We start from the raw sequence: 19981 nt of genomic DNA, 5'->3' as shown, positions 1-19981 counted from the left end.
AGGCTCCTCAACGGGTGACGGACACGCCGAGCAGCGGCCACACCGCGACGGCGAAGAACAGGACGAGCACGGCGGTCAGCGGTGCCAGGACGACGGACAGCCGCAGCAGGTCGCGCGGGGTGTAGGTCGGGGTGCCGGGGATCTGTGCGAAGAGCGTGACCGGCTTGGCCGAGGCGGGCAGGGTGTGGCAGAAGCCCGCGGCGGCGGTCGAGGCGAGGGCGGCGGCGACCGGGTTGACCCCGACGCCGGCGGCGGCCGCCACGACCAGCGGCACCAGCACCGACGAGCGGGCCGAGCGGGACTGCAGAACCAGGTGCGCCGCCGTGCTGACGGTGATCACGATCGTCAGGAACACCATCGGGGACGCGCCGGCCGGCAGCCCGGAGACCAGCCACTTCGCCGCTCCCGAGTCGGCGAGCGCGACCCCCATTGCCATCGTCGCGGCCATGAACAGCAGCAGCGGCCAGGGGACGGTCTTCAGCGCGTCCTTCAGGCGCACGGTGCCCAGGGCGGGCGAGGCGGCGACGACCGCGCCGATCAGCGCGACCAGGGCCGGCGGCACGTGGTGCAGAGGCTCACTGCACCACAGGGCGATCACGGTGGCCAGCAGCAGGACGCAGCGCTTCTCGGCCTGGCTCCAGGGGCCGGTGACCGGCTGCTCGCTGTGCCGCTGGATCTGCTCGGGGGTGATGTGGACGGGGCCGGTGCGGTCCGCGCGCCGGGTCGTCGTCAGCAGCACCAGCTCCGCGGCCAGGTGCGAGGAGGCAATGGCCAGCGGCAGGCCCAGCAGCAGCCACTGCGTGAAGCCGATGTGCTGTCCGGTGGTCTCCCACAACACCGACACGGTGATCAGATGCGCACCCGCGCCGATCAGCGTCGCCACCGCCGACAGAAGGATCACGGTCGGAAACAGCAGGGCAAGCATCACGACCAGTCGCTTCCGGTCGGCCAGGACCTTGGCGAGGGCGAGGAACACCGGCAGCGCGAGCGCGGCCCGGCCGGAGGTGGCGGGCACCGCGAACGCCGTGACGACCAGGGCGGCCGTCGTCAGGTGCACCAGCTGCCGGACGGTACGCGCCCCGCTCACCAGGAACACCGCCGCCCGTCCCGCGAGCCCGGTCCGGCTCACCGCGGCCGCCAGTACGAACGCGCAGATCAGCAGCCACACCGTGGCGTCACCGAGTGTGCCGAACAGGGTGTCGCTGCTGATCACCCCGGTCACCGTGAGCGCGAGCCCGGCGCCGAGCGCGATGTACGTGTCGTCGATCGACGTCCCGATCCAGGCGCAGGTCGCGAGGACGAACACGACGAGCGTTACCCGGGCGTCACCACCGAGGCCCGGGAAGTTCGTGGAGACGGCCAGGAGCGCGCATAGGGACAGGGCGACACACAAGGTGGTGGTGGTTCGGAGGTTCAGCGTCACACCATCGAGGATTTTGCCTGGCGGTGAGTCGTCGATGAGGTCCACATGAAGGAACTTTCAGATGCGGTACCTCAGGGGCGCGGGGCTGTATCGATGTGCGGCTCCGCCGCGTGGGCGCGCCAAGCCACAGACAACCCGCACCCGGCAACGGCGCCCAAGCGGCACTACGGCAGCCGATACCCCATCCCCCGCACCGTCTCCACCCGCTCCGCCCCCAGCTTCTTCCGCAGCGTCCGCACGTACACGTCCACGATGTTGGACCCCGGATCGAAGTCGTAGCCCCACACGTGGGACAGGATCTGCTCCCGGGAGAGCACCTGCCCGGGATGCCGCAGGAAGAGTTCCAGCAGCACGAACTCACGAGCCGTCAGGTCGACTGTCCGCTCCCCGGAGCGGGCACGCCGCGTCCGCAGATCGAGGCTCAGGGAGCCCGACCTGAGCACCGTCACCTCCGGCGCCCGCGCAGCCGTCCGCAGTCGCAGCCGCACCCGGGCGAGCAGCTCCTCGAACCGGAACGGCTTGGTCATCCAGTCGTCGGCGCCGCCCTCCAGGCCGGCCACCGTGTCCCGTACGGAGTCCCGCGCGGTCAGCACGATCACCGGCACCGACACCCGGGCCTCGCGCAGCTCCCGCAGGATCGTGAAGCCGTCCCGGCCGGGCAGCCCGATGTCCAGGACGACGAGGTCGAAACCGCCGGTCAGGGCGTACTCGTAGCCCGCGTCGCCGTCGGTGACGACGGTCGTGGTGAAGCCGTTGGAGCGCAGGCCCTTCTCCACGAAGGAGGCGATGCGCTCCTCGTCCTCGACGATGAGGATGCGGTTCACGTGGGGTCCCCTTCCGGTGCCCGGGGTGCGTTCAGGACGAGGGCGAAGGTGGCGCCGCCCCCGGGTGTGCCGTGCAGCCGGACCCGGCCCCGGTGCCCCTCGGCGATCGCCTTGACGATGGACAGCCCGAGTCCGGCGCCGGAGCCCCGGGCACCCCGGCGGGCCGTGCCGCGCCGGAAGCGTTCGAAGATCACCTCGGCGTCCTGCGGCTGCACACCGGGCCCCGAGTCGGCCACGTACAGCTCCAGGTCCGGGCCGTCGGTGCGGGAGCCGATGCGGATGGTCTGCCCGGGCGTGGTGTGCTGCACGGCGTTCTGCGCGAGCTGCACCATGGCCTGGGTGATCCGCTGCGGATCCAGTTCGGCCTCCAGGTCGGCGACCCCGTCGAGCCGCCAGTCGCGTTCGCCCAGGGTGCGGGCCTTGACGTAGACGTCGGCGGTGAGTTCGGCGACCTGGAACGGCTCGGGGGAGACGAAGTCGGGGCGTTCGGCCTTGGCGAGCAGCAGCAGGTCCTCGACGATGCGGCTCATCCGGTCCAGCTCGTCGGTGACCAGCCGGACGGTCTCCTCACGTTCGGCCGGGTCGTCGCCCATGACCTCCAGGTGCCCGCGCACGATGGTGATGGGGGTGCGCAGTTCGTGGCCGGCGTCGTCGACGAACTCCCGCTGTGCGGCGAAGGCCCGCTCCAGCCGGTCGAGCATGCCGTTGAACGTCTCGGCGAGCGCCGCTATGTCGTCGTGGCCGTGCACCGGGATCCGGCGGGTGAGATCCTGCTCGGTCAGCTGCGCCGCCGCGGCGCGCACCACCCGCACCGGTTTGAGGATCCGTCCGGCGACCGCCCAGGCGATGCCGACGGTCAGCAGCAGGGCCACTCCGGAGATGACGAGCAGCGTGCGGAACACGCTGTTGACCCGGGCCTGCTCGCGCTCCGGGTGGAACGCCACGACGAACGCGGCGTCCGGCGCCCGGCCCGGCTGGGCCACGGTGACCTTCGCCCACCGGATCTCGCCCTGCGGCCGGTCGAGCACGCCGGAGGAGTCGGGCGAGCCGAAGATGCGGGCCCGGGCCCCGGGGTCCTCGTGCAGGGGCAGGGCGACGGGCAGGTCGTGCGGCTGGCGGATCTGCCGCGGGCCGGCGCCCGTCCGGCCGACCAGGCCGATCAGCTCCTCGTCCGCGTCGGGGTACTGCCGCTCCAGGAACACCGTCAGCAGCCGGTCCGCGTCGGTGAACGGGCGGCCGGTCCGCGGGTCCCCGCCGCGCTCCTCGAAGTTCGCGAACTCGCCGGTCTCCTGGGTGAGCAGGCGGTTGATGCGGTGGTCGACATCCCGCAGCAGGAACGAGCGGGTGGTCATGGCCACCGAGGCGAGCGCGAGAGCCATCACGAGCAGCAGCCACAGCAGGATCCGGACCCGGGCGGAGACCCGCCGGCGGCCGGTGTCAGCCGTCGGAGCCGGGGCCGTCGTCGTCGCCCGGTCCGTCGTCCGAGGTGCCCTGGCCGTGGTCGTCGTCGTCATCGTCACCCGCTGAGCTGTCGGTCACCGGAGGCCGTGAGACGACCTCGTCACCCGGTGTGACGCCGGGCGGTGTGGCCTTCTGGGAGGGGGGCCGGAGGGTGGAGGTGGGCGTGGGCGAGCCGTGGTCCAGCTCGACCTGCTGGGAGGGCACCCTGGGCGACTCGGGGCTGTCCGCGAGTGCGTAGCTGGTCGCGGCGATGCCCAGCGGGATCAGCACGACGGCGGACAGGGCCGCCATCCGGCGAGAGAAAACCATGGGCCCGATCCTGCGGACGGAATCCGGGGAGCGGGATGAAGCCCGGATGAAGAACTCCTCATCCGGGACCCGGCGGGCGGGACACGCCTGCTAGTTGTCCAGCCCGATCGCGAACGCCGCCTCCAGGTCGTGCTGGGAGTACGTGCGGAACGCCACGTGCGTGTCGGTCCCCTCCACCCCGGGGATCTTGCTGATCCGGCCCGGGATGACCTCGGCCAGGTCCTCGTGCTCCTTGACCCGGACCATCGCGATCAGGTCGTAGGTGCCCGTGACGGAGAAGACCTCGCTGACGCTGTCCAGCGCCGCGATCGACTCGGCGATCTCGGGGATCCGGTCCACGCTGGTCTTGATGAGGACGATCGCGGTGATCACGGCTGGTTCTCTCCCTCGGGGGCCGGAGCAGGGGCGGCCTTCACTCTAGTAGGGCTGGTGGGACGGCCGTAGCGGACCGACGCATAGCCGAAGCCCAGACCGAACCCGATCAGGTGGGCGAGATAGGCCACCCCCGGCCCGTCCGAGGCCCGCCCCGCCGCCAGCCACTGCAGTGCCGCCCAGAACGGCAGCACCACCCACGCCGGGAAGCGCACCGGCAGGAAGAAGAGGAACGGCAGGAGACTGGTCACCCGGGCACGGGGGAACAGGTACAGGAACGCACCGAGGACCGCGGAGATCGCCCCCGATGCACCGACCAGGGACTGCTCGGAGTCCGCGTTGGCGACGGCGTAACCCAGCAGGGCCAGGTAGCCGCAGCCGACGTAGAACAGGGTGAACTGCAGTCGGCCCATCCGCTCCTCGGTCATCGCCCCGAAGACGTAGAGGAAGAGCATGTTGCCGAGCAGGTGCACCCAGCTGCCGTGGACGAACAGCGCGGTGGCGGGGGTGAGGGCCGAACCCGCGGACCCTTCGAACAGTTCTGCGGGAATCACGCCCCAGCGCCGGAAGTAGGCCCGCTGCACGGCGAGCAGTTCGTCGCCCGTGGCGTACGCCGGATTCAGGCCCGAGGCGGGCCCGGCCAGGAAGGCCAGGCAGCACAGGGCGATCAGTGAGTATGTCACCGGCGCCGACGATCCCCGGGCCGCCCTGCCGGCCCGGACGAGCGACGCACTCCACTTGCGGATCATGAACACAGAGCATGACGTAACCGGACGCAACCACCCAGACCGCCTCGCCGCCGTGGACGCGCGGGCGGCGGGTACCCGCCAGGCCGTAGGGTTACGAGCCACACGCACCGGGGATGCCGGTCGCGTCGCGGACACTAGAAGGAAAGAGAACAGGTCACGATGACGGTTCCCCTGCCGACCGCTGAGACGCGGTGGCGCTGCACCCTCTGCGGCAACCTCACGAGGTTCGACGTGACCCGCTCGGCGAAGGTCGTCGAATACGTTCACCTCGACCTGGCCGGAGAGCCGAAGGTCGAGGAGCGTGAGGTGCTCAGTGAGACCATCGAGTCGGTGCGCTGTCGCTGGTGCAACGCGGTGGACCAGGTGGAACTCGTGGACAGGCCGGGCGCCGGCTCCTGACGGGAGCGGGCCCCGCTCAGACATTGGGGTGTGAAGGATGGTGGAGACCACGGGCGGGGGGCCGGACGACGGCGCCGCCGAGGTGCTCGACCGTCCGCTGCCCGACGGCGTGCGCCGCAGGGTGGTGCAGATCGTCTCCGACGGCTTCGGCGCGCTGACGGTCGGTGAGCTGCCCGCGCAGCTCCGGCAGTACGCCCGGTTCGCACCGAACCGCCGGGCGAAGTTCGCCGGCAACGCGATGGCGGCCGCGCTGGAGACCGATCCGCTGTTCCGGCAGCGCATCGGGGAGAAGCTCAGAGAGGCCCAGCCGGAACTGACCGGTGCCCTGGACTCAGGCTCCCCGCCCCCGGCCGCGGACCCGCTCGACGTGGCGGCCGCGGCCTACGTACTGCGGCCCGCCGGCTGGGTGAAGCAGGTGACCGCCGCCGGCGAGGAGGCCCAGCGGGTCGACGCCGAGCGCGCCGACGAGGAGGGCCGGGCCGAGCTGGAGCGGCTGCGCGCCGAACTGGACCGGGCCCGCGACCATACCCGGGCCGAGACCGAGCGGCTGCGCACGGAACTGGAATCGGCCAAGAAGGAAACCGAGTCGCTGCACCGCAAGCTGCGCGCCGCCCTCAGCGACGTCAAGCGTGGTGAGGCCGCCCTGCGCAAGGCGCAGGGCGAGATCGAGGCCGTCCGCGCCGAGGGGCACGCCCAGGTCTCCGCCGCCGAGAGCGAGACCCGGCGGCTCAAGTCCCGGCTGGGCGAGACCGAGGCCGCCCTGGAGGCCGCGCGCCGGGCCGCCCGCGAGGGCCGCAGCGTCGAGGACATGCGGGTCCGGCTGCTGCTGGACACTCTGCTGGACGCCACCCAGGGGCTCCGCCGCGAACTGGCCCTGCCCCCGGTGTCGGTGCGCCCCGCCGAGACCGTCGACGCCGTCGAGCCGGGCCGGATGTCCCCGAAGGACATCGCCGCCCGCGCCCTGTCCGAGCACGACCCGCAGGTCCTCGACCAGCTGCTGGCGCTGCCGCAGGCCCATCTCGTCGTCGACGGCTACAACGTCACCAAGACCGGCTATCCGCAGATGCCGCTGGAGAAGCAGCGCCTCAGGCTGCTCGGGCAGCTCTCCCAACTGGCCGCGCAGAGCGGCGCCGAGGTGACCTGCGTCTTCGACGGCGCAGAACTCGCCGCGCCGGTGCTGCTCGCGCCGCCGCGCGGCGTCCGGGTGCTCTTCTCGAAGCCGGGCGTCACCGCCGACGAGCTGATCCGCCAGCTGGTGCGTGCCGAACCCCCGGGCCGCCCGGTCATCGTGGCCTCCACCGACCGCGAGGTCGCCGACGGCGTCGCCCGCGCCGGTGCCCGCCCGGTGGCCTCGGCGATGCTCCTCAAGCGCCTTTCGCGGTCCTAGGAGACGTACGCCCCATACGTAACGTCCGGGCTTGATGCCTGAATTGATGTGACCTGTGGGCCACGGTGCGTCAAATGAGGCTCACCGCCCGTGAGTCCTGAGGAAAAGTTGGCCTACCGTGACGCGATTTTTCATCTGAGGATTTGAACTGATCACAGGAAGGTCACTAGGGTCGGGCCGAAACCTCCGCTCGGGTGATCACTCATCGGGAGAGACGGCGGAGGGGCTGAGAAGGAGCTTTTCACCCGTGGCGTCCCACCGTCGTCCCAAGCAGCCGAGCCGCGCACGTGTGACCGTGCTGACCACCGCCGCCGCCGCTGCCGTCGCCTTCAGCTCGCAGGCCGCCAACGCCGCCCCCAGCGAGAAGCCGAGCAAGGACGAGGTCAAGGCCAAGGTCGACAAGCTCTACGAAGAGGCGGAGCAGGCCACCGAGAAGTACAACGGGGCCAAGGAGAAGCAGGAGAAGCTCCAGAAGGAGATCTCCACCATCCAGGACAACGTGGCCCGCGGCCAGGAGGAGCTCAACGAGCTCCGCGACAGCCTGGGCCTCGCCGCCGCCTCGCAGTACCGCACCGGCTCCATCGACCCCTCCGTCCAGCTGTTCCTCTCCGCGAACCCGGAGGACTACCTGGACAAGGCCTCCACCCTCGACCAGCTGAGCAGCCAGCAGGTCGAGGCGCTGAAGAAGGTCCAGGAGAAGCAGCGCGAACTCGCCCAGGAGCGCGCCGAGGCCTCCGAGAAGCTCAAGGACCTCGCCTCCACCCGGACCGAACTCGGCAAGAAGAAGAAGGAAGTCCAGGGCAAGCTCTCCTCCGCGCAGAAGCTGCTCAACAGCCTCACCGCGGCCCAGAAGGCCGAACTGACCGCCGAGCAGAACCGCGCCAGCCGGACCGCCGAGCGCGACGCCCTCACCGCCGACGTCCCGCCCGGCTCGGGCCGCGCCGCCGCCGCCTTCGCCTTCGCCCAGAGCCAGCTCGGCAAGCCCTACGTCTACGGCGCCACCGGCATGAGCTCCTACGACTGCTCCGGCCTCACCTCCCGGGCGTACGCCGCGGCCGGCGTCCAGATCCCGCGCACCTCCGAGGCACAGACCGGGGCCGGCACCAAGATCTACTCGGTCAGCCAGCTCAAGGTCGGCGACTTGGTCTTCTTCTTCAACGACCTGCACCACGTGGGCCTCTACGCCGGCAACGGGCAGATCATCCACGCCCCGCGCACCGGCACGGTCGTCCGCTACGAGTCGATGAACACCATCGGCGGCCCGTTCATGTTCGGCGTCCGGGTCTGATCCCGGCCCCCGTCGCCGCCCCCCGGCGGCTCCCTACGTCCTCAAGATCAGGACACCGTGTCCGCCGTTCGGGCGAATCACGACAGCCCGAGTGAGCCCTCGCCCCGCCATTGACCTGCGTCAGCGGCGGGGCGCCGCGCTGGATACCCACGGATGGTCGTTGGCGGCCCCCTGTCGCGGGGCTACTGTCTGCCGCGTTCCAAGTCCGCCAGCGGAAGGAGAGCGGCTTCCCGTGGGGTCTCATCGCCGCCTTGCACCGTCCGGGTTCGACCGGGGCGCCGGTGCCGCGGTCGGCTTCCTGTCCGTCGCGGCCGCCGCCGTGGCCGTGGTACCGGCCGCCGCCACACCGTACGACGACACCCGGGCCACGGTGGACCGGCTCTACGAGCAGGCCGAGAAGGCGACCGAGGCGTACAACGCGGCCGACGAACGCGCCGACGAACTGCGCGACGAGGTCGGCATCGCCCGGGACCGCATCGCCCGCGGGCAGCAGCGCGTCAACACCCTGCGCGACTCCCTCGGTTCGCTGGCCGGCGCCCAGTACCGCGAGGGCGGCATCGACCCGTCCCTCGCCCTGCTGTTCTCCGACGACCCGGACGACTACCTCGACCACGCGTCCCGGCTCGACCGCCTCACCGCCCACCAGGCCGGTGAGCTGAGGGAACTCCGGCACGCCATGCGCGAACTCGCCCAGGACCGCGAGGAGGCCGCCGGGAAGCTCCGCGAACTGGACCGGAGCCGCAAGGCCGTCGCCGCGCACAAGAAGGCCGTCGAGCGGAAGCTCGCCACGGCCCGGCGGCTGCTCAACTCCCTGCCGGAGTCCGAGCGCGACGCCTACGGCCGGTCCTCCCGCTCCGGCCGCGGCGACCTGCCCGGCATCGGCAGCGCCACCGCCGCCTCGGGACGCGGGTCGGCCGCCGTCGCCGCCGCCCGCAGCGCGCTCGGCAAGCCCTACGTCTGGGGCGCCAACGGACCTTCCGGCTTCGACTGTTCGGGCCTGATGCAGTGGTCGTACGCGCAGGCCGGGGTCTCCCTGCCGCGCACCTCGCAGGCCCAGCGGTACGCCGGCCGGCAGATCCCGCTGTCCGAGGCGCGTCCCGGTGACCTGGTCGTCTACCGGGGCGACGCCAGCCACGTCGGGATGTACATGGGCAACGGCCAGGTCATCCACGCGCCCTACCCCGGCGCGCCCGTGCGCTACGACCCGGTCGGGATGATGCCCGTCTCGTCGGTCACCAGGGTCTGACCGGGGCGGCCCGGCGCCCGTACGATCGGGAACGTGGCTGGTCGAAGGTCGGGGTCCGTGCTCGTGGCGCTCGTCGTGCTGCTCGTCGCCCTGACCGGGTGCGGCGGGCGGCCTGCGGCCGACCGTGCCACCGCCGACGTCCAGCGGCTTCTGGACCGGCGGGCCGCAGCCGTCCTCGACCGCGACGAGCGGGCCTACGAACGGACGGGCAGGGGGACGGATTTCGCCAGACTGCGCGCGGTGCCCGTGGCCGCCTGGTCGTACCGGGTGACCGGACTGCGCCGCACCGGCGACACGGCCACCGCCGACGCCGAACTGCGCTACCGCGTCGCCGGATACGACCGGGCGCCGGTGACCTCCGGGCGCACCCTGCGGCTGAGCCGGGGCGCGGACGGGAAGTGGTCCGTCGACACCGACCGGCCCGCGAAGAAGTCCGCGCAGCAGCTCTGGGACCAGGGGGCGGTGCACCTCGTCCGGGGCCGGTACAGCCTCGTGCTCGGCGTCGGGCAGTCCGGCCGGGCGCTGCGGGACTTCGCGGACCTGGCCGACCGTGCCGTGCCCGCCGTGTCGGACGCCTGGGGCACGCAATGGAGCCGGCGGGTCGTCGTGCTCGTACCGAGGTCGCTGGAGGGGATGGCGGGGCTGCTCGGCTCGCCCGCCTCCTCCTACCGCGGGATCGCGGCGGTCACCACCGGCGAGACGGGTGCGCGGGACCGGGCGTCGGCGGACCGGATCGTCGTCAACCCGGACGCGTTCGCGCTCCTCGGCGGTCTCGGCGAGCAGGTCGTCGTCACCCACGAGACCACCCATGTCGCCACCCGCGCCCGCACCACGGCCGCCACGCCCTTGTGGCTGTCCGAGGGGTACGCCGACTGGGTCGGCTACCGCGACACCGGCCGCACCCCCGCCGAGGCCGCGCCCGAACTGTCCCGGGCGGTCGGTGCGGGCCGGGCCCCCAGCGCGCTCCCGGACGACGAGGACTTCGGCTTCACCGGCGACGCGAGCCGCCTGGCCCGCTCCTACGAGAGCGGCTGGACGGCGTGCCGGCTGATCGCCGACCACTGGGGCGAGGCCCGGCTGCGAGACTTCTACCGGGCCGTCGGGGAGCACCGGGAGCGGCCCGGGGCGGTGGAGGACGCGATGCGGAAGGTGCTGGGGACCACGCCCGAGGCCTTCACGGAGCAGTGGCGGGCCTATCTGCGGGATCAGCTGGGCTGACCCGGAGGTGCCGGTCGCCGTGGGCGGGGCCGCGGCGGTAAGGGCTGATCCTCGCCGTGCTGGCCGGGCTCGCCTGGATCGCCGGACTGCGCTCCCGGGACGGCGTCAAGCCGGTCTTCGTGTCCGCCGGCCACCGGGTGACGCTGGACCCGGACCGTCCGCGGCCTCACTCCGGCCGGTCGAGCAGCTCGATGGCCTCCCGCAGCCAGGCCCGTTCGGCCTCGCCCGTCGCCCGGGCCACGCGCAGCATGCCCTGGCGGAACAGGTCGTCCGCCTCCTCGGCGCGGACCGGCTTGCCGGAGTCGTAGAAGAAGCTCGTCGGCGTCTGAAGGAAGTCCAGCCGGCGGCGCAGCACCGCGGCCTGCTCGTGCCGGTCGGCCAGGTGGCGCAGGAAGGCGAGGACCGTGTTGAAGCGGACGTGGTCGGTGATCTCCGTCTGCTTCGGGTCGCGCAGACGTGCCAGCAGCTCCTCCCGGCCCTCGGCGGTGAGGGCGAGGATCCGGCGCGGGGCCGCGCTCGCGCCCGGCTCGGTGCGCTGGTCGAGCAGGCCCTTCGCGGTCAGCCGGGTGATCGCCGGGTAGAGCGCGCCGTCGCTGACCGGACGGACATGCCCGGTCAGCGCTGTGATGCGGTCCTTCAACTCGTAGCCGTGCAGAGGCTCCTCGGCCAGGAAGCCCAGGATCGACAGCTCCAGCATGGTCCTCCTTGCGGGCGGGTCAGAACGCATGCTACCTCTTACCGAGATACCTCGATCCGAGCTACATCGAATAGATGCGCTCGGATCGCGTCGGCGCGGACGAGGTATTGCCGCATCGCGGTTCATCAGGACTCAGGGGGACCGTCACCGTGAACGCCCACCGCGAACAGCTCATGCTGCTCGCCCGGCCCGTCTACTTCTCGCTCCTCGCCTCCGTCGCCGCCGGGATCATCAACACCGTCTGGGTCGCCCGGCTGGGCGGACCGGCCGTGGCCGCCGTCGCCGTGGCGACCACCACGGAGAACGTGCTGCTCGGTATCGCCCTGGTCTTCGGCTCCGGCACGACCGTCCTGGTCGCCCACGCCCGGGGTGCCCGCGACGCCGCCGCCGTACGGGCCGCGGTGCGCGGCGGATGGGCGCTGTGGGCGCTGGTGACACCGGTGGTGGTGGCCTGCGGCCTGCTGGGGCGCGAACCGCTCGCCCGGCTGGTGCTGGGCGGGGCCGACAGCGCCGCCCTCCCGCTCGCCGTCGCCTACTTCACGCTCTCCATGCCGGGCCTGGCCGTCTTCTTCGCCCAGCAGCTCGTCGACGGCATCCTCAAGGGCACCGGCGACACCCGCACCCCGATGCGCCTCGCCCTGCTGGCAGGCGGCCTGATCCTGGCCCTCGACCCGCTCTTCATCCACCTCTACGGCGTCCGGGGCGCCGCCGCCGCGACGGTGCTGTCCCGGTGTGCGGCGCTCGGAATCGGACTCGTCGCGCTGCGGCGCTCCACCCTCCTGCGCACGGCCCGCCGGGCCGAACCGGGCGAGTCCCTGGACGTCTCCCTGCGGCGCACGCTGCGGACCGGCCTGCCCATGTCCGCCGACTTCACCGTGCGCCAGACCGGCGCCCTGGTCCTGGTCGCGATCGTGGCGCGGCTCGGGGTGACGGCGGTGGCGGCCTACGCGATCGCCTACAAGGTCATGTACGTGGCGACCATGGCCTTCTACGCCGTCCGGCAGGCCGCCTCCATCCACACCGCGCACACGCGGGGCGCCGGCCAGGACGCCCGGCGGGAGATCGGGCGGCAGGCCGTGCTCCTCTCCGGCACCGTCGGACTCGCCGCGGCCGTGCTCCTGGCCGTCACCGCCCCCTGGATCATGGCCACCTTCGGCGCCGGGCCCCAGGTCGCGGGCGAGGGCGTGCTGTTCCTGCGCTGCGTCGGGCCCTACCTGGTGCTGCTGGGCTGTCTCATCGCGCTCGGCGGGGTCTTCGAGGGCAGTGGGCGGGCCCCGGTGCTGCTGCGGGTGACCGTGATCGGGACGGCCGTCCAGCTGGGACTGGCATACGCCCTCACGGGGCTCGGGCTGCCCGGAGTGTGTCTCGCGATGGCGCTCGCGGCGGCCGTGCAGGGTGCGTCGGCGGGGCTGCTGTTCCGGCGGGACCCGGCTCAGGAGGAGACGGGGGTCTCGTCGGTGCGGACGGGCTGAGCGGGCACGGGAGCGGGGAGGGTACGCGGCACCGCCGCACGCCACAGGGCACGGGCACCGAGCAGCGCGGCGGCCACCAGGAGGCCGTTGCGCAGGAACAGCAGGGTGAGGCCGAGGCCGTCGCTGGCGACGACGTTGGCGAAGTAGAACGGGAACTCCAGCACCGTCACGAAGCACGCCACCAGCACCAGGACGACCGGCAGCCGCATCCGGCTCCCGGGGAAGTACAGGCACACCGCCGCCAGCCCGACCAGCCACACCAAGTACTGCGGGCTGATCACCCGGCTGGTGGTGGTGAACATCAGCACCGCCACGAAGGCCGCGTCGGCGAGTGTGTGCTCCTCGAAGCGCCGGGCCAGCAGCCGCCACAGCACCAGCCAGCCGAAGGCCGCCCCGGTCAGGAACAGGGCGCCCGTGCTCACCTCGCTCACGTACGGCCCGAGGAACTCGATCGAGCCGTAGTTCAGCTTCACCTCGCCCTGCCAGCCGAAGTGCCGGGCGACATGGAAGACCAGCGCGCCCAGCGACTCCACCTCGGTGCCCCGGTCGCGCTGGAAGGTCAGGAAGGCGAACGCACCCGGCATGGCCACTGCGAACGCCCCCGTCACCACGATGCCCGTCACCAGGGCCGACACCAAGGCGCTGCGGCGCCGGGCGGCCAGCAGCAGCATCGCCGGCCAGACCTTCAGCAGGGCGCCGAACGCGGCCAGGGCCCCCAGCGCCTTCGGGTGCCGGGAGCCCGCGAGCAGCGCGGCCATCGCCACCGCCGTGACCATCACGTCGTAGCGGGCGTAGACCGTCGGGCCGAGCAGCGGTACGCCGATCACCCACACCCAGGAGCCGCGCAGCGAACGGCCCGGGCGGCGTCCGGCGTACGTCATCAGGGCCAGCACGGCCAGGTCGGTGACGCAGACCAGCACGAAGAACGCGGTCCCGTAGTCCAGGAAGGGCAGCAGGCCGGGGGAGAGGATCGCGAGTGCGGCGGCGGGCGGGTACTGCCAGGTGACGTCGCGCAGCGGGAACGTTCCGGTGCTGAGGACCTCGTACCAGCCCCGGTAGATCACGTGCACGTCGCTCGTGACGTCCGGGCCCGGGAAGACGTACACCTTCAGGACGAACAGCAGCAGCAACAGCCTCGTGAGACACCAGACCACCGGCAGCCATGCCAGGGACCGCCTCGTGCCCGTCGTCTTCACGTGATCCCTGCCCGTTCGTGCGCCGTGTTGATGGGGCCGTGATGGGCCCGTCAGCTGTGAGCGTGCCATACCTGCCGGCGCGTACGGCGGCGAGGGCCGTTGGGTAGGGTCGGCGGCGTGCGCAAGACCCTGATCGTGACCAACGACTTCCCGCCGCGGCCCGGGGGCATCCAGGCGTTCCTGCACAACATGGCGCTGCGGCTGGACCCGCAGCGGCTGGTCGTCCACGCCTCGACCTGGAAGCGGAGCCGGGAGGGCATCGAGGCGACCCGCGCGTTCGACGCCGAGCAGCCCTTCACCGTCGTACGGGACCGTACGACCATGCTGCTGCCCACGCCGGCTGCCACCCGGCGGGCCGTCGGTCTGCTGCGGGAGCACGGCTGCACCTCGGTGTGGTTCGGGGCGGCGGCCCCGCTCGGCCTGATGGCACCGGCCCTGCGAAGCGCGGGCGCCGAGCGGCTGGTCGCCACCACGCACGGCCACGAGGCCGGCTGGGCGCAGCTGCCCGCCGCCCGGCAGCTGCTGCGGAGGATCGGGGACTCCACCGACACGATCACCTACCTCGGCGAGTACACCCGCTCACGCATCGCCTCCGCCCTGACGCCCGAGGCGGCCGCACGGATGGCGCAGCTGCCGCCCGGGGTCGACGAGAAGACCTTCCACCCCGGTTCGGGCGGCGAGGAGGTGCGGGCGCGGCTGGGCCTGACGGACCGCCCGGTCGTGGTCTGCGTCTCCCGGCTCGTCCGCCGCAAGGGTCAGGACACGCTGATCCGGGCCTTGCCGCGCATCCTGGCGGCCGAGCCCGACACCGTCCTGCTGATCGTCGGCGGCGGCCCCTACGAGCAGGACCTGCGACGGCTCGCGCACGAGACCGGCGTCGCCTCCGCCGTACGCTTCACCGGCGCCGTGCCCTGGTCCGAGCTGGCCGCCCACTACGGCGCCGGCGACGTCTTCGCGATGCCCTGCCGCACCCGTCGCGGCGGCCTGGACGTCGAGGGCCTCGGCATCGTCTACCTGGAGGCCTCCGCGACGGGCCTCCCGGTCGTGGCCGGCGACTCGGGCGGCGCCCCGGACGCGGTCCTGGACGGCGAGACGGGCTGGGTGGTGAGGGGCGGAGACCCGGAGGAGACGGCCGACCGCATCACCGTCCTCCTCGGCGACGCCGAGCTGCGCCGCAGGATGGGGGAGCGGGGCAGGGAGTGGGTCGAGGAGAAGTGGCGCTGGGACCTGCTGGCGGAGCAACTGAGGGACTTGCTGTAGGTGCCCTCAGGGGCGCGGGGAACTGCGCGACCGGCCCCAGCGAACCCGCACCCGCCCACGACGAATACGCGGCACCCCACTAGGCGGAACCCCGAATACCGCCGATGCTGCGCCCATGACATCAAACCTGACGCATCGTCACCTGACAAGACGTCAAATCCTCGGCATGGCAGCCCTGCAAACGGCAGCCGCCCTCGGGTTCACCCGCATCGGCCTCCAAAGCGCCCGAGCCGCCCAGCCCGACGCAGTCGACAACGCCCCGGCGATCGTCGTCGGCTCCGGCTACGGCGGCGCCGTGGCCGCTCTCCGTCTCGGCCAGGCCGGCATCCGCACGATCGTCCTGGAGATGGGCCGCCTCTGGAACACCGACGGCCCCGACGGCAAGGTCTTCTGCACCACCAGCGCACCCGACCACCGCTCCATGTGGTTCCGCGACCGCACCGAGGCCCCCCTCGGCACCTTCCTCTGGCTGGACGTCGTCAACCGGGACATCGGCCGCTATCCGGGCGTCCTGGACCGCGTGCACTTCGAGCACATGTCCGTGTACGTCGGCCGGGGCGTCGGCGGCGGCTCCCTGGTCAACGGCAGCATGGCGGTCACCCCGCCCCGGCCGTACTTCACCGAACAGTTCCCGACCGTCGACGCCGGCGAGATGTACGGCACGTTCTTCCCGCGCGCCCGGGCCGCCCTCGGGGTGAACACCGTCGACCCGGCCTGGTTCGAGTCGACGGAGTGGTACCGCTTCACCCGCGTCTCCCGCAAGCACGCCGAGAAGACCGGCCTGCGGACCACCTTCGTGCCCAGCGTCTACGACTTCGGCCACATGCGGCGCGAGGCGGCCGGCACCGCCCCGAAGTCGGCGCTCGGCGGCGAGGTCATCTACGGCAACAACCACGGCAAGCGCAGCCTCGACAAAACGTACCTCGCCGGCGCGCTCGGCACCGGCAAGGTCACCGTCCACACCCTGGAGAGAGTGCGCGCGATCAGCCGCGCGCCGGACGGCACCTACGTCCTGACCGCCGACCGCATCGACGAGACCGGCCGCGTCGTCGAGACCAAGGAGTACGGCTGCACGTACCTCTTCCTCGGCGGCGGCAGCCTCGGCACCACCGAACTGCTGCTGCGCGCCCGGGAGACGGGCACCCTGCCAGCGCTCGACGCCAGTGTCGGGGCCGGCTGGGGCACCAACGGCAACGTGATGCTCGGCCGGGCCAACCACCTGTGGGACACGGTCGGCGCGAACCAGTCGACCATGCCGGTCATGGGCATCGACGACTGGGCGAACACCGCCAACCCGGTCTTCGCCGAGATCGCCCCGCTGCCGACGGGTCTGGAGCACTGGGTGAGCCTCTACCTGGCGATCACCAGGAACCCGGAACGGGCCTCCTTCTCCTACGACACCGGCTCGGACCGGCTCCGGCTAGGCTGGACGGCCGCCCACTCCGCGGTCTCCGTCGCCATGGCCAGGAGGCTCTTCGACCGGATCAACGCGGCCAACGCGACGATCTACCGGTACGACCTGTTCGGCTCGAAGAGCAAGGTCTTCGCCGACGACTTCACCTACCACCCGCTGGGCGGCTGCGTGCTGGGCCGGGCGACGGACGACTACGGGCGGGTCAAGGGATACTCCCGGCTGTACGTCACCGACGGCTCGCTCGTGCCCGGGTCGCTCGGGGTCAATCCCTTCGTGACCATCACCGCGCTCGCCGAACGCACGATGGCGCGGGTCCTCGCCGAGGACACCGCGCCATAGCCGACCCGGCCGTGGGTCACTTCGCGTAGATCGCCTCGACCTCGTGCGCGTAGTCCTTCGCCACCACGTTCCGCTTCAGCTTCAGCGAGGGCGTCAGGTGGCCCGAATCCTCCGTGAACTGGGAGGACAGAATGCGGAACTTCCGCACCGATTCCGCCTTCGACACCGCGGCGTTGCCGTCGTCGATCGCCGCCTGGATCGCGGCCAGCAGATCCGGGTCCTCGCTCAGCGACGCCGCGGTGGAACCGGCCGGCTTGCCGTGGTCGGAGCACCAACGGCCCAGGAACTCCTCGTCGATGGTGATGAGCGCGCCCACGAACGGCCGCCCGTCGCCCACCACCATGCACTCCGCGACCAGCGCGTGCGCCCGGATGCGGTCCTCGATCACGGCCGGGGCGACGTTCTTGCCGCCCGCGGTGACGATGATCTCCTTCTTGCGGCCGGTGATCCGAAGGTAGCCGTCCTCGTCGAGGGTCCCGATGTCACCGGTGTGGAACCAGCCGTCGGCCAGCGCCTCGGCGGTCGCGCCCGGGTTGTTCCAGTACTCCTTGAACAGATGCTCGCCGTGCAGCAGCACCTCGCCGTCGTCGGCGATCCGCACCACCGAGCCGGGCAGCGGCTGCCCGACCGTGCCGATCTTCTGCCGGTCCCACGGGTTGAAGGCGGTGGCCGCACAGGACTCGGTCAGGCCGTAGCCCTCCAGGACCGTGAAGCCGATGCCGCGGAAGAAGTGCCCGAGGCGCTCACCGAGCGGGGCGCCGCCGGAGATCGCGTACTCGCCCCGGCCGCCGAGGACCGCCCGGATCTTGCTGTAGACGAGCTTGTCGAACGTCTTGTGCTTGATCTTCAGGCCGAACGACGGGCCCGAGGGGGTGTCCAGTGCCTTGCTGTAGGCGATCGCGGTGTCGGCGGCCTTGTCGAAGATCTTGCCCTTGCCGTCGGCCTGGGCCTTGGCGCGCGCCGAGTTGTAGACCTTCTCGAAGACGCGCGGCACGCCGAGGATCAGCGTCGGTCGGAACGCGGCCAGCTCGTCGGTGAGGTCCTTGATGTCCGGGACCGTGCCCAGCTTGATCGGCGCCATCATCGGGGCGATCTGCACCAGCCGGCCGAAGACGTGCGCGAGCGGCAGGAAGAGCAGCACCGAGCACTCGCCGGTGCGGAACAGCGGACGCAGTCGCTCCACGATGTTGCCGCACTCCGCGAAGAAGCTGCGGTGGGTGAGCACACAGCCCTTGGGGCGGCCGGTGGTGCCGGAGGTGTAGACGATCGTCGCCGGGTCGTCGGCCTTGGCGAACGAGCCGCGCTCCTCGACCGTCTCGTCGGTGACGTCCTGGCCGAGCCGGCCCAGCTCGTCGATGCCGCCGCCGTCGATCTGCCACACGTGCTTGAGCGCCGGCAGCTTTTCGCGCACCGACTCGATCGCGGCCGAGTGGGCCTGCGACTCCACGACGCAGGCGGTCGCGCCCGAGTCGCCGAGGATCCACTGCACCTGCTCCGGCGAACTGGTCTCGTACACCGGCACGGTCACCGCGCCCGCGCTCCAGATCGCGAAGTCCAGCAGCGTCCACTCGTAACGGGTGCGGGACATCAGGCCCACCCGGTCGCCCGGCTGGACCCCGGCGGCGATCAGCCCCTTCGCCGCCGTGTGCACCTCGGCGAGGAAGGCGGTGGCGGTGACGTCCTGCCAGCTGCCGCCGATCTTGCGGGCGATGACGGCGACGTCCGGGTGCTGCGAGGCGTTTCTGCGGACGATGTCGGTCAGATTTCCGTCCGCAGGGACCTCGTACAAAGCCGGAAGGCTGAACTCGCGCAAGACTGCTGCTCCTCATAGGGCGCCGGCGCCACGACGGTGTGTGCTGCGACGGTGCGGTCCAAGGCTCGGGGAGGTGCTCGCGCATTCACTTGTTGAAATGCAGAGCACGACTGGACTGCCCGGACGTTACCCGCCGGTATGGCTTCTACGACAGGGGGTCCCGTCGAGATGTTCGCTGCGTCACACAGTTGGGTATTCCTTCGCGCACAGTAGTCCACGGCCTAACTGACTGGCCAGTAACCGCAGGTAGGGCCGCCACTGTTCACAAGGGCGGCGCTCGACCTACGCTTGATCGTCATGGCACCCACACCAGCCGGAAAGCAGCGGACGCGCGTCCACGTGGTCAGTGACGTGCACGGCAACGCCCGCGACCTGGCCAGGGCCGGCGAGGGCGCCGACGCCCTGGTATGCCTGGGCGACCTCGTCCTCTTCCTCGACTACGCCGACCACTCGCGCGGCATCTTCCCCGACCTCTTCGGCGTCGAGAACGCCGACCGCCTCGTCGCGCTGCGCACCGCCCGCCGCTTCGAGGAGGCCCGGGTGCTCGGGGCCGAGCTGTGGGCCGGCCTTCAGGAGAACCGCGCCACGGTGATCGAGAAGGCGGTGCGCAAGCAGTACGCCGAACTGTTCGCCGCGTTCCCCTCCCCTACGTACGCCACCTACGGCAACGTCGACATGCCGGCCCTGTGGCGGGAGTACGCGGGCCCCGGCACGACCGTCCTCGACGGCGAGCGCGTCGAGATCGGCGGCCGGGTCTTCGGCTTCGTCGGCGGCGGCCTGCGCACACCGATGCGGACGCCGTACGAGATCAGCGACGAGGAGTACGCGGCGAAGATCGAGGCGATCGGCGAGGTCGACGTGCTCTGCACGCACATCCCGCCCGAGGTCCCCGAGCTGGTCTACGACACCGTCGCCCGCCGCTTCGAGCGCGGCAGCCGGGCCCTGCTGGACGCCATCCGCCGCACCCGGCCCCGCTACTCCCTCTTCGGACACGTCCATCAGCCGCTGGTGAAAAGGATGCGGATCGGGGCGACGGAGTGCGTGAACGTGGGGCACTTCGCGTCGACCGGGACCCCGTGGGCGCTGGAGTGGTGAGGACGGCCCAGGTCGGGTG

Annotated in this window: 18 protein-coding genes; 9 read left to right on the top strand and 9 right to left on the bottom strand. The window is 71.9% G+C overall.

Annotated elements, in window-relative coordinates; all coding sequences use genetic code 11:
* Nucleotides 1-7: 7 nt before the first annotated feature.
* From A4E84_RS11080 to A4E84_RS11055, 6 genes are all read right to left on the bottom strand, one after another.
* Entirely contained in the window at nucleotides 8-1423 is a 1416-nt protein-coding gene (locus A4E84_RS11080; RefSeq protein ID WP_062931399.1) for an SLC13 family permease, read from the bottom strand.
* Nucleotides 1424-1587: 164 nt separating this feature from the next.
* Nucleotides 1588-2247: a response regulator transcription factor gene (locus A4E84_RS11075; RefSeq protein ID WP_062926395.1), complete on the bottom strand. Its 660-nt coding sequence runs from the start codon at nucleotides 2245-2247 to the stop codon at nucleotides 1588-1590.
* Nucleotides 2244-3761, bottom strand: coding sequence for a sensor histidine kinase (locus tag A4E84_RS11070; RefSeq protein WP_079128935.1), 1518 nt, complete (start codon nucleotides 3759-3761; stop codon nucleotides 2244-2246). Before A4E84_RS11070 ends, A4E84_RS11075 begins: the two co-directional genes overlap by 4 nt.
* The gene (locus tag A4E84_RS11065) at nucleotides 3685-4017 is read right to left on the bottom strand and encodes a hypothetical protein (RefSeq protein WP_062926394.1); all 333 of its coding nucleotides are present in this window, start codon (nucleotides 4015-4017) and stop codon (nucleotides 3685-3687) included. The genes A4E84_RS11070 and A4E84_RS11065 overlap by 77 nt, the downstream gene beginning before the upstream one ends.
* A gap of 90 nt (nucleotides 4018-4107) precedes the next feature.
* Nucleotides 4108-4389 (bottom strand): Lrp/AsnC family transcriptional regulator, encoded by a 282-nt coding sequence (locus A4E84_RS11060; protein WP_031106128.1) that lies wholly within the window; start codon nucleotides 4387-4389, stop codon nucleotides 4108-4110.
* On the bottom strand, nucleotides 4386-5138 hold the full coding sequence (locus A4E84_RS11055; protein WP_062931397.1) for a rhomboid family intramembrane serine protease: 753 nt from the start codon (nucleotides 5136-5138) through the stop codon (nucleotides 4386-4388). Before A4E84_RS11055 ends, A4E84_RS11060 begins: the two co-directional genes overlap by 4 nt.
* A 159-nt stretch (nucleotides 5139-5297) precedes the next feature.
* On the opposite strand from A4E84_RS11055, the gene A4E84_RS11050 reads away from it, so the two are divergent.
* The 5 genes from A4E84_RS11050 to A4E84_RS11030 all read left to right on the top strand — a co-directional run bounded on the left by A4E84_RS11050 (nucleotide 5298) and on the right by A4E84_RS11030 (nucleotide 10676).
* Nucleotides 5298-5537: a hypothetical protein gene (locus A4E84_RS11050; protein ID WP_033312729.1), complete on the top strand. Its 240-nt coding sequence runs from the start codon at nucleotides 5298-5300 to the stop codon at nucleotides 5535-5537.
* Between the two features lie 37 nt (nucleotides 5538-5574).
* Nucleotides 5575-6924 carry an NYN domain-containing protein gene (locus A4E84_RS11045; RefSeq protein WP_062926393.1) on the top strand — a complete coding sequence of 450 codons (1350 nt, stop codon included), beginning with the start codon at nucleotides 5575-5577 and terminating at the stop codon, nucleotides 6922-6924.
* Between the two features lie 247 nt (nucleotides 6925-7171).
* A complete protein-coding gene (locus tag A4E84_RS11040) occupies nucleotides 7172-8212 on the top strand; it encodes a C40 family peptidase (protein WP_062926392.1) in 1041 nt (346 codons plus the stop codon).
* Nucleotides 8213-8444: 232 nt separating this feature from the next.
* Entirely contained in the window at nucleotides 8445-9458 is a 1014-nt protein-coding gene (locus tag A4E84_RS11035; RefSeq protein ID WP_062926391.1) for a C40 family peptidase, read from the top strand.
* Between the two features lie 33 nt (nucleotides 9459-9491).
* Nucleotides 9492-10676 (top strand): hypothetical protein, encoded by a 1185-nt coding sequence (locus tag A4E84_RS11030; RefSeq protein ID WP_062926390.1) that lies wholly within the window; start codon nucleotides 9492-9494, stop codon nucleotides 10674-10676.
* 166 nt (nucleotides 10677-10842) lie between these two features.
* Here the strand turns inward: A4E84_RS11030 and A4E84_RS11025 are convergent, their stop codons facing one another.
* Complete coding sequence (locus A4E84_RS11025) at nucleotides 10843-11373, bottom strand: PadR family transcriptional regulator (protein ID WP_062926389.1); 531 nt, start codon at nucleotides 11371-11373, stop codon at nucleotides 10843-10845.
* A gap of 149 nt (nucleotides 11374-11522) precedes the next feature.
* Between A4E84_RS11025 and A4E84_RS11020 the strand changes: the two genes are divergently transcribed.
* Nucleotides 11523-12845, top strand: coding sequence for an MATE family efflux transporter (locus A4E84_RS11020; RefSeq protein WP_062926388.1), 1323 nt, complete (start codon nucleotides 11523-11525; stop codon nucleotides 12843-12845).
* Here A4E84_RS11020 and A4E84_RS11015 read toward each other — a convergent pair.
* Nucleotides 12806-14041 carry a glycosyltransferase family 87 protein gene (locus A4E84_RS11015; protein WP_062926387.1) on the bottom strand — a complete coding sequence of 412 codons (1236 nt, stop codon included), beginning with the start codon at nucleotides 14039-14041 and terminating at the stop codon, nucleotides 12806-12808. The genes A4E84_RS11020 and A4E84_RS11015 overlap by 40 nt on opposite strands.
* Nucleotides 14042-14158: 117 nt before the next feature.
* On the opposite strand from A4E84_RS11015, the gene A4E84_RS11010 reads away from it, so the two are divergent.
* A complete protein-coding gene (locus A4E84_RS11010) occupies nucleotides 14159-15301 on the top strand; it encodes a glycosyltransferase family 4 protein (RefSeq protein WP_062926386.1) in 1143 nt (380 codons plus the stop codon).
* A 115-nt stretch (nucleotides 15302-15416) separates the two neighbouring features.
* Nucleotides 15417-17054, top strand: coding sequence for a GMC oxidoreductase (locus tag A4E84_RS11005; protein ID WP_470661496.1), 1638 nt, complete (start codon nucleotides 15417-15419; stop codon nucleotides 17052-17054).
* A gap of 16 nt (nucleotides 17055-17070) precedes the next feature.
* On the opposite strand, the gene A4E84_RS11000 is transcribed toward A4E84_RS11005, so the two are convergent.
* The gene (locus tag A4E84_RS11000) at nucleotides 17071-18867 is read right to left on the bottom strand and encodes an AMP-dependent synthetase/ligase (RefSeq protein WP_062926384.1); all 1797 of its coding nucleotides are present in this window, start codon (nucleotides 18865-18867) and stop codon (nucleotides 17071-17073) included.
* A gap of 297 nt (nucleotides 18868-19164) precedes the next feature.
* Between A4E84_RS11000 and A4E84_RS10995 the strand changes: the two genes are divergently transcribed.
* Nucleotides 19165-19962, top strand: coding sequence for a metallophosphoesterase family protein (locus A4E84_RS10995; RefSeq protein WP_079128934.1), 798 nt, complete (start codon nucleotides 19165-19167; stop codon nucleotides 19960-19962).
* The last annotated feature ends 19 nt before the right edge of the window (nucleotides 19963-19981 follow it).

Source organism: Streptomyces qaidamensis, from assembly GCF_001611795.1.
Taxonomy (GTDB): domain Bacteria; phylum Actinomycetota; class Actinomycetes; order Streptomycetales; family Streptomycetaceae; genus Streptomyces; species Streptomyces qaidamensis.
This window is presented reverse-complemented; position numbering and strand designations above follow the sequence as displayed.

What these genes read in the sequence shown, in the direction of transcription:
- A4E84_RS11070 (WP_079128935.1), bottom strand. Translation starts at nt 3,761, where the DNA reads ATGACGACGACGACCACGGCCAGGGCACCTCGGACGACGGACCGGGCG.
- A4E84_RS11065 (WP_062926394.1), bottom strand. Translation starts at nt 4,017, where the DNA reads ATGGTTTTCTCTCGCCGGATGGCGGCCCTGTCCGCCGTCGTGCTGATC.
- A4E84_RS11055 (WP_062931397.1), bottom strand. Translation starts at nt 5,138, where the DNA reads ATGATCCGCAAGTGGAGTGCGTCGCTCGTCCGGGCCGGCAGGGCGGCC.
- A4E84_RS11050 (WP_033312729.1), top strand. Translation starts at nt 5,298, where the DNA reads ATGACGGTTCCCCTGCCGACCGCTGAGACGCGGTGGCGCTGCACCCTC.
- A4E84_RS11045 (WP_062926393.1), top strand. Translation starts at nt 5,575, where the DNA reads ATGGTGGAGACCACGGGCGGGGGGCCGGACGACGGCGCCGCCGAGGTG.
- A4E84_RS11025 (WP_062926389.1), bottom strand. Translation starts at nt 11,373, where the DNA reads ATGCTGGAGCTGTCGATCCTGGGCTTCCTGGCCGAGGAGCCTCTGCAC.
- A4E84_RS11005 (WP_470661496.1), top strand. Translation starts at nt 15,417, where the DNA reads ATGACATCAAACCTGACGCATCGTCACCTGACAAGACGTCAAATCCTC.
- A4E84_RS10995 (WP_079128934.1), top strand. Translation starts at nt 19,165, where the DNA reads ATGGCACCCACACCAGCCGGAAAGCAGCGGACGCGCGTCCACGTGGTC.